This is a genomic window from Streptomyces sp. NPDC002130 (assembly GCF_040296465.1).
In the GTDB taxonomy this organism is placed as follows: Bacteria; Actinomycetota; Actinomycetes; order Streptomycetales; family Streptomycetaceae; genus Streptomyces.
Map to the genome: position 1 here is coordinate 1 of NZ_JBEOXI010000313.1, position 8,031 is coordinate 8,031.

General features: G+C 72.5%; 9 protein-coding genes. 4 read left to right on the forward strand and 5 right to left on the reverse strand.

Annotated elements, in window-relative coordinates; translation table 11 throughout:
- Positions 1 to 375: 375 nt before the first annotated feature.
- The 3 genes from rocD to ABT116_RS36425 form a co-directional block, all read right to left on the reverse strand.
- Positions 376 to 1,629 (reverse strand): ornithine--oxo-acid transaminase, encoded by a 1,254-nt coding sequence (rocD, locus tag ABT116_RS36415; RefSeq protein ID WP_351643056.1) that lies wholly within the window; start codon positions 1,627 to 1,629, stop codon positions 376 to 378.
- Positions 1,626 to 2,456: a dimethylargininase gene (gene ddaH / locus ABT116_RS36420; RefSeq protein WP_351643058.1), complete on the reverse strand. Its 831-nt coding sequence runs from the start codon at positions 2,454 to 2,456 to the stop codon at positions 1,626 to 1,628. The genes rocD and ddaH overlap by 4 nt, the downstream gene beginning before the upstream one ends.
- A 126-nt stretch (positions 2,457 to 2,582) precedes the next feature.
- Positions 2,583 to 3,098, reverse strand: a complete 516-nt coding sequence (locus ABT116_RS36425) for an Lrp/AsnC family transcriptional regulator (RefSeq protein WP_351643060.1) — start codon at positions 3,096 to 3,098, stop codon at positions 2,583 to 2,585.
- 121 nt (positions 3,099 to 3,219) lie between these two features.
- Between ABT116_RS36425 and ABT116_RS36430 the strand changes: the two genes are divergently transcribed.
- The 4 genes from ABT116_RS36430 to ABT116_RS36445 are packed head-to-tail and all read left to right on the forward strand — an operon-like array spanning position 3,220 to position 7,304.
- Positions 3,220 to 3,969 (forward strand): LytR/AlgR family response regulator transcription factor, encoded by a 750-nt coding sequence (locus tag ABT116_RS36430; RefSeq protein WP_351643062.1) that lies wholly within the window; start codon positions 3,220 to 3,222, stop codon positions 3,967 to 3,969.
- Between the two features lie 2 nt (positions 3,970 to 3,971).
- The gene (locus tag ABT116_RS36435) at positions 3,972 to 4,370 is read left to right on the forward strand and encodes a hypothetical protein (protein WP_351643070.1); all 399 of its coding nucleotides are present in this window, start codon (positions 3,972 to 3,974) and stop codon (positions 4,368 to 4,370) included.
- 10 nt (positions 4,371 to 4,380) lie between these two features.
- Entirely contained in the window at positions 4,381 to 6,093 is a 1,713-nt protein-coding gene (locus ABT116_RS36440) for a sodium/solute symporter (protein ID WP_351643063.1), read from the forward strand.
- The gene (locus tag ABT116_RS36445) at positions 6,090 to 7,304 is read left to right on the forward strand and encodes a sensor histidine kinase (protein WP_351643065.1); all 1,215 of its coding nucleotides are present in this window, start codon (positions 6,090 to 6,092) and stop codon (positions 7,302 to 7,304) included. The genes ABT116_RS36440 and ABT116_RS36445 overlap by 4 nt, the downstream gene beginning before the upstream one ends.
- Before the next feature lie 4 nt (positions 7,305 to 7,308).
- Here the strand turns inward: ABT116_RS36445 and ABT116_RS36450 are convergent, their stop codons facing one another.
- Together ABT116_RS36450 and ABT116_RS36455 are read right to left on the reverse strand one after the other, a co-directional pair.
- Positions 7,309 to 7,488: a hypothetical protein gene (locus ABT116_RS36450; RefSeq protein ID WP_030835374.1), complete on the reverse strand. Its 180-nt coding sequence runs from the start codon at positions 7,486 to 7,488 to the stop codon at positions 7,309 to 7,311.
- Positions 7,489 to 7,568: 80 nt separating this feature from the next.
- On the reverse strand, positions 7,569 to 8,031 hold a 463-nt coding region (locus ABT116_RS36455), incomplete at its 5' end, for a cytochrome c oxidase assembly protein (RefSeq protein ID WP_351643068.1).

Genomic DNA, 8,031 nt, shown 5'->3' on the forward strand with positions numbered 1-8,031 from the left:
GGCGGTCGGCTCGGGGACGAGCAGGTCGGCCCGGTTCCGTTCGCGCGGCGAAAGGGCTGGTCGATGCGGGCGGGCGGCCTGAGCCGAGCACGGCGCCCCGGCTGCCTCTGCGCGGCGAAGGGGCCGGTCGGCGCGGGGTGGCCGGCGCGGGGACGAGCACGTCGGCCCGACTTCGTCCGCGCGGCGAAGGGCCGGTCGATGCGGGGCGAGCAGGCCGCCGGTGTGGACGCCTGTGCGGCACCCGACCGGTCGAGCCGGGCGGGTCCCTGTGCCGCCTCGTGGAGAGGGACGGGCGGGTCCCTGGGCCGCCTCGCGGGAAGGGGAGCGGTCGGCCCGTCTCGGGTCGCCGCCCCCGCCCCGGTGACCTCGGCCCCCTTACCCCAGTGCCTTCTCCAGCGCCCCGAGTGCCCCCGTCAGCTCCTCGCCCGTGATGGTGAGCGGTGGGGCCAGGCGGATCGTCGAGCCGTGGGTGTCCTTCGCCAGGACCCCCTGGCGCATCAGGCGTTCGCTGATCTCGCGGCCGGTGCCGAGTGCGGGGTCGATGTCGACGCCCGCCCACAGCCCGCGCGAGCGGAAGCCGACGACCCCCCTGCCGACCAGGGCCGTCAGACCGTCGCGCAGGATCACGCCCAGCTCGGCCGCGCGGCGCTGGAACTCGCCCGTCTCCAGCAGCTCCACCACCGCCGTACCGACCGCCGCCGCCAGCGGATTGCCGCCGAAGGTCGAGCCGTGCTCACCCGGGTGCAGCACCCCGAGCACCTCCCGGCGCCCGACCACCGCCGACACCGGCACGATGCCCCCGCCCAGCGCCTTACCGAGCAGCAGCACGTCCGGCACCACCGGCTCGTGCTCGACCGCCAGCGTCCGGCCGGTGCGGCCGAGCCCGGACTGGATCTCGTCCGCGATGAACAGACATCCCTTGCGGCGGGTCAGCTCCCGCACGCCGGCCAGATAGCCCTCGTCCGGGATGATCACCCCCGCCTCGCCCTGGATCGGCTCGATCAGCACCGCCGCCGTCGTCTCGTCGACCGCCGCCTCCATCGCGGCCAGGTCGTTGTACGGCACCACCCGGAACCCCGGGGTGAAGGGCCCGAAGCCCGCCCGGGCCGTCTCGTCGGTGGAGAAGCTGACGATCGTCGTCGTACGCCCGTGGAAGTTGTCCGCCGCGACCACGATCGTCGCCCGGTCGGCCGGTACGCCCTTGACGTCGTAGGCCCACTTGCGGGCCACCTTCACCCCGCTCTCCACCGCCTCCGCGCCGGTGTTCATGGGCAGCACCATGTCCATGCCGGTCAGCGCCGCCAGCCGCTCCGCGAACTCGGCGAGCCGGTCGTTGTGGAAGGCGCGCGAGGTGAGGGTCAGCCGGTCGAGCTGCCGGTGGGCCGCCTCGATCAGCGCCGGGTGCCGGTGGCCGAAGTTGAGGGCCGAGTAGCCGGCCAGCATGTCGAGGTAGCGCCGCCCCTCCACGTCCTCCACCCAGGTGCCCTCGGCGCGGGCGACGACGACCGGCAGCGGGTGGTAGTTGTGCGCGAGGACCGGCTCCTCCGCGCGGATCAGCTCCTGCGAGCCACGGGTCTCCTGCGAGCCGCGCGTCTCCTGCGAGTCGTCGGTGCGGACGGGTGCGGTCATGAGCGGGTCTCCCGGATCTCCTGGGTGCAGCACTTGATGCCGCCACCGGCCTTCTGGAACTCGGACAGGTCGACGGGGACGGGGACGTAGCCACGGCCGGCCAACTGCTCGGCCAGGCCCGTCGCCCCCGGTGAGATGAACACGTGGCGCCCGTCGGAGACGGAGTTGAGCCCGAACGCCATCGCGTCCTCGCGGGTGGCGAGCACCGCGTCCGGGTACAGCCGGGCCAGCACCTCGCGGCTGCCCGGCGAGAACGCCTCGGGGTAGTAGGCGATGTTCCCGTCGCGCCCCTCCTCGAGGACGAACAGGGCCGTGTCCAGGTGGTAGAAGTACGGATCCACCAGCGTCAGGCTGATCACCGGCGTCCCGAAGTACTCCTGCACCTCGCTGTGGGCCTCCCGGGTCGTCCGGAAGCCCGTCCCGGCCAGGATCCAGCGGCCGGCCGGCACCAGGTCGCCCTCGCCCTCGCACACCGACTCGGGGTGGTAGACGTCGTAGCCCTCCGTCTTGAACCACGCCTCGTACGGCACGGACTCGGGACGGCGCTCGGGCGCGTGGAAGAGCGAGCCGAAGACGCGGCCGTCGACGACGACCGCCGCGTTCGCGGCGAAAACCATGTCGGGCAGGCCGGGAACGGGTTTCACACTGTCCACGGTATGGCCGTGGGCACGGTAGGTGTCGACCAGCGCCTGCCACTGGTCCAGGGCGCGGATGACGTCGACGGGTTCGTCGGGATGCATCCACGGGTTGATCGCGTACTGCACGGCGAAGTGTCTGGGTTCGCAGACGAGGTAGCGCCGCCGGCGCGGCACACGGGAGTCGGGCACAGAGGGGTCCCTCCGCTTCCTCACGGTGTGTGACTGGGGGTTGACACAACGGTAGGAACTGGCGGCGGTGCCCGACAAGAAACAAAGGTTGCGCGTTCGCGCAGGAACGCTGCGTCTTCCAGCCGCTCAGCGCACGTCTGCTGCGCCGCCGGGGAGCCCCTCCGGGGCCGGATGACTCGCCCCCGCCTCCGGGCTCTCCGGCAGCAGATGGGACAGCACCATCACGCTGATCGTCTTCCGGATGAACGGCTCCTGCCGGATCCGCTCCAGCACCTCCTCGAAGTGCTCCACGTCCCGCGCCCGCACGTGCAGCAGAGCATCCGCGCCGCCGGTCACGGTCATCGCCGCGGCGATCTCCGGGTAGTCGCGTACCACCTCGGCCAGCCGCCGCGGCGGAGCGGCGCCCTCGCAGTACACCTCGACGTAGGCCTCCGTGCGCCAGCCCAGCGCCGACGGCTTCACCGTCGCCGAGAACCCGGTGATCACACCTGTCTCGCGCAACCGGTCGACCCGCCGCTTCACCGCCGTGGCCGACAGCCCGATCGCCGTACCGATCTCGGCGAACGACGTCCTCGCGTTCGCCATCAACGCGGTGATGATCTTCCGGTCGAGTTCGTCGAACGGCGTGGACCTGCTGTTCATGCGGGCACTGTATCCAGCGGCACCCCGGGCCGCGCCCCGCCGGGCGCGGGCACCGCATCCGGCGCGAACGTCCACCCCGGCACATGTCCAGACGTTCGGATCACCCCTACACTCCGGGTTCATGCTGCGCGCCCTGGCTGTCGACGACGAACGCCCCTCCCTGGAGGAGCTGCTCTACCTCCTGCACGCCGACCCCCGCATCGGCAGCGCCGAGGGTGCCGGTGACGCGACCGAGGCGCTGCGCCGCATGAACCGCGCCCTGGAGTCCGGCCCGGGCGGGCCCGAGGCCATCGACGTCGTCTTCCTGGACATCCAGATGCCCGGCCTCGACGGTCTCGACCTCGCCCGGCTGCTCACCGGCTTCGCCCGGCCGCCGCTGGTCGTGTTCGTCACCGCCCACGAGGACTTCGCCGTGCAGGCCTTCGACCTCAAGGCCGTCGACTACGTCCTCAAACCGGTCCGAAAGGAGCGCCTCGCCGAGGCCGTCCGCCGGGCCGCCGAACTGCGCGGCGCCGCCCCGCGCATCCCCGTGCACGAGCCCGACCCGGACCACATATCCGTCGAACTCGGCGGCGTGACCCGCTTCGTCGCCGTCGACGACATCACCCACGTCGAGGCCCAGGGCGACTACGCCCGTCTGCACACCGACAAGGGCAGCCACCTGGTGCGCATCCCGCTGTCCACCCTGGAGGAGCGCTGGCGTTCCCGCGGCTTCGTCCGCATCCACCGCCGCCACCTCGTCGCCCTGCGCCACATCGGCGAACTCCGCCTCGACGCGGGCACCGTCAGCGTCCTCGTCGGCTCGGAGGAGCTCCAGGTCAGCCGGCGCCACACGCGTGAACTGCGCGACCTGCTCATGCGGAGGCCGTGACGGTGCCCCAGGACCACAGCGAACGCCGCGTCGTCGTCACCGGCCCACCGCGGCAGACCCTTCCCCACGCCCGGCTTCGCGCACGCGGGCGGTACCCCCAGCCCTCCTCCGGCCGCTACCGCCCGCGCACCGAGATCGACGAGCAGACCACCCTCGGCCACACCTACGTCCGCTCCCTGATGCGCACCCAACTGCGCGCCGCCCTCGCCGTGTTCGCGGTCCTCGGCCTGCTCGTCGGCCCGCTCCCGCTGCTCTTCGCGGCGATGCCCGACGCCCGCCGCCTGGAATGGGCCGTCCTCGGCTTCGGCCTCTACCTCCCGCTGGTGCTGCTCGCCCGCTGGTACGTCCGCCGCGCCGAGCGCAACGAACGCGACTTCGTGCGCCTCGTCGAAGACCGCTGAAGCCATACCGATGAACTCCAGCTACGCCATCCCCGCCGTCGCCCTCGTCGTCGTCGCGACCGTCCTCGTCGGCGCCTTCGGCCTGCGCATCTCCCGCACCACCTCCGATTTCTACGTCGCCTCCCGCACCGTCGGACCCCGCCTCAACGCCGCCGCCATCAGCGGCGAATACCTCTCCGCCGCCTCCTTCCTCGGCATAGCGGGCCTCGTCCTCGTCCAGGGCCCCGACATGCTCTGGTACCCGGTCGGCTACACCGCCGGCTATCTGGTCCTGCTGCTCTTCGTCGCCGCCCCGCTGCGCCGCTCCGGCGCCTACACCCTCCCCGACTTCGCCGAGGCCCGCCTCGCCTCCCAGGCCGTGCGGCGCCTCGCCGGTGCCTTCGTCGTCGGCGTCGGCTGGCTGTACCTGCTGCCCCAGCTCCAGGGCGCCGGACTCACCCTGACCGTGCTGACCGGGGCGCCCGACTGGCTCGGCGGAGTGATCGTCGCCGTCGTCGTGACCGCCACCGTCGCCGCCGGCGGCATGCGCAGCATCACCTTCGTCCAGGCCTTCCAGTACTGGCTGAAACTCACCGCGCTGCTCGTCCCCGCCCTGTTCCTGGTCCTCACCTGGCAGAGCGACGGAGCGCCCCGGAACGCCTTCGACGAACCGGCCACCTTCCGTGAGCAGCGCGTCGTGCGCGTCGACGACTCGGTCGACCTGAAGCTGGACCGGCCCCTGAGCGTCACGGTCACCGGCACCGTCGACGGCCGTACCCACACCGGCACGCGCCTGGAACTCACCGCCGGAAGCCACCGCATCGAGCGCGGCACCCGGCTCACCTTCGCCCGGGGTGCCCCCGTCCCCGAGGCCGAGCGCAGCGGCGGCGACCTGTCCCCGTCGCAGGCCGAGAGCCGAGAGGAACGCCCGCTGTACGCCACGTACGGACTGATCCTCGCCACGTTCCTCGGCACCATGGGCCTGCCGCACGTCGTGGTCCGCTTCTACACCAGCCCGCACGGCGTCGCCGCCCGCCGCACCACCGTCGCGGTCCTCGGCCTGATCGGCGCCTTCTACCTCCTGCCCCCGCTCTACGGCGCTCTCGGCCGTCTCTACGCCCCCGAACTCACCCTCACCGGCGACCCGGACGCCGCCGTCCTCCTGCTGCCCGACCGCATGATCGGGGGAGTGGGGGGCGACCTGCTGGGCGCGCTGGTCGCCGGGGGCGCCTTCGCCGCCTTCCTCTCCACCGCCTCCGGCCTGACCATGGCGGTCGCCGGCGTGCTCACTCAGGACGTCCTGCCGTCCCGGGGGGTGCGGCACTTCCGCCTCGGGACGGTCCTCGCCATGGCCGTGCCCCTCGCGGCGAGCGTCCTGGTCGGCGGGCTGCCGGTCGCCGACGCCGTCGGGCTGGCCTTCGCCGTCTCGGCGTCCTCGTTCTGCCCGCTGCTCGTCCTCGGCATCTGGTGGCGGCGGCTGACCCCGCCCGGCGCCGCCGCCGGGATGCTGGTCGGAGGCGGTTCCGCCCTGATCGCCGTCGCCGCGACCATGGCGGGCTACCCGGGCCAGGGCGCCGCCCTGCACGCCCTGCTCGCCTGGCCCGCGCTGTGGTCGGTGCCGCTGGGCTTCCTCACCATGGTCCTGGTCTCCCTGGCCACTCCCGGCCGGGTCCCGCCCGGCACGGCGGCGGTCCTGGCCCGGTTCCACCTGCCCGAGGAACTGCGCACGGAGGTGACGGCATGAGCGGGTTCCTGGCGGGCCTGTGCGTCGCCGTGCTCCCGGTGCTCGCCCTCGGAGTCTGGCTCGGACGCCGCACCGCGCGGGCCAAGAGCCTCGCCGGCCTCGGCACCCCCGTCGAGCACGCCACCTTCGAAACCCTGCACACCGCCTCCCTCGCCGCGCCCCCGCTGCGGGCCGGCCTGACCGAGGAGACCGCCCGCAAGTCCGCCCGCAAACTCCGCTCCCTGCTCGGCACGGACGCACTCTGCCTCACCGACCGGGCCCAGGTCCTGGTCTGGGACGGCGACGGCTCCCACCACCGCACCGAGATCATGGAACGCCTCGCGGGCGCCCTGGAAACCGGCCGTGGTGAGGCCTTCAGGCTCACCTGCGACAGCCTCGACTGCTCGGTGCGCTGGGCGGTCGTCGCCCCGCTCACCGTCGACGACCGGGTGCACGGAGCCTTGGTCGCCTGCGCGCCCCGCGAGTCGGCGGTGCTCGTCCGGGCCGCCGGCGAGGTCGCCCGCTGGGTCTCGGTCCAGCTGGAACTGGCCGATCTCGACCAGTCCCGCACCCGCCTCATCGAGGCCGAGATCAAGGCGCTGCGGGCCCAGATCTCCCCGCACTTCATCTTCAACTCGCTCGCGGTGATCGCCTCGTTCGTCCGCACCGACCCCGAGCGCGCCCGCGAGCTGCTCCTCGAATTCGCCGACTTCACCCGCTACTCGTTCCGCCGGCACGGCGACTTCACCACCCTCGCCGAGGAGCTCCACGCCATCGACCACTACCTGGCGCTGGTGCGGGCACGCTTCGGCGACCGCCTCGCCGTCACCCTCCAGATAGCGCCGGAGGTGCTGCCGGTGACCCTGCCGTTCCTCTGCCTTCAGCCGCTCGTCGAGAACGCCGTCAAGCACGGCCTGGAGGGCAAGGCCCCGTCCTCCGGCAAGTGCCACATCCAGATCACCGCACAGGACGCGGGCGCCGAGGCCCTCGTCGTCATCGAGGACGACGGCGCCGGCATGGACCCCGGCCTGCTCCGCCGCATCCTCGCCCGCGAGGTCAGCCCCTCGGGCGGCATCGGCCTCTCCAACGTCGACGACCGGCTCCGCCAGGTCTACGGCGACGACTACGGGCTCGTCATCGAAACCGCCGTGGGCGCGGGCATGAAGATCACCGTCCGGCTCCCGAAGTACCAGCCCGGCGTGCACTCCACAGGCCGGCTGACCCGCGAATGAGCCGTCAGGTGCTGCGCGTCGTGACCACCAGTCCCAGGGTGATCAAACCCAGCACGACCCAGCCGAACCACAGCCAGCCGTTGCTCCCGAGCGCCACCGTGTAGGCCGTCACCACCACCAGCCCGCCCAGCGTGAGCGCTCCCATGGTCTTCGTCGAGTTGGAACCGTTCGTGGAACCGGGCATCGCAACACCCTCCTCATGGTTCGGTCCCTCCATGGTGCCCGGCGGACGCCCGGCGCGCACGGCCCGTACCGAAGAGGCTTTCAGCGCCCCGGCGTGTTCAGCGAGGCCAGATAGGCGTTGTACGCCTCCAGCTCCTTGTCCCCGTCGCGGTCGGCGGCCCGGTCGGTGCGCCTGGCCTGCCGCTGGTCCGAGGCGTACCACTGGAACAGCAGGGCCACCAGCACCAGCACGGAGGGGATCTCGCTGAACGCCCAGGCGATGCCGCCCGCCGCGTTCTGGTCGGAGAGCGCCTCGATGCCGAGCGAGGCGGGCGGGTTCTTGAACGTCCCGATCATCGGCTCGGACGCCATCATCAGCGCGATCCCGAAGAACGCGTGGAAGGGCATGCCCGCGAACAGCTCCAGCATCCGCATCAGATAGCCCGGGCGGTGCGGGCCCGGGTCCACGCCCATGATCGGCCAGAAGAACACCAGGCCGACGGCGAGGAAGTGCACCATCATCGCGTGTCCCCACCCGCCGAGAACCCAAGCCGCACATACCGCC

Bases quoted from the DNA above. Each gene is read 5' to 3' on its own strand.
- ABT116_RS36440 (WP_351643063.1), top strand. From the start codon at position 4,381: ATGAACTCCAGCTACGCCATCCCCGCCGTCGCCCTCGTCGTCGTCGCG.
- ABT116_RS36445 (WP_351643065.1), top strand. From the start codon at position 6,090: ATGAGCGGGTTCCTGGCGGGCCTGTGCGTCGCCGTGCTCCCGGTGCTC.
- ABT116_RS36450 (WP_030835374.1), bottom strand. From the start codon at position 7,488: ATGCCCGGTTCCACGAACGGTTCCAACTCGACGAAGACCATGGGAGCG.
- ABT116_RS36425 (WP_351643060.1), bottom strand. From the start codon at position 3,098: ATGAACAGCAGGTCCACGCCGTTCGACGAACTCGACCGGAAGATCATC.
- rocD (WP_351643056.1), bottom strand. From the start codon at position 1,629: ATGACCGCACCCGTCCGCACCGACGACTCGCAGGAGACGCGCGGCTCG.
- ABT116_RS36430 (WP_351643062.1), top strand. From the start codon at position 3,220: ATGCTGCGCGCCCTGGCTGTCGACGACGAACGCCCCTCCCTGGAGGAG.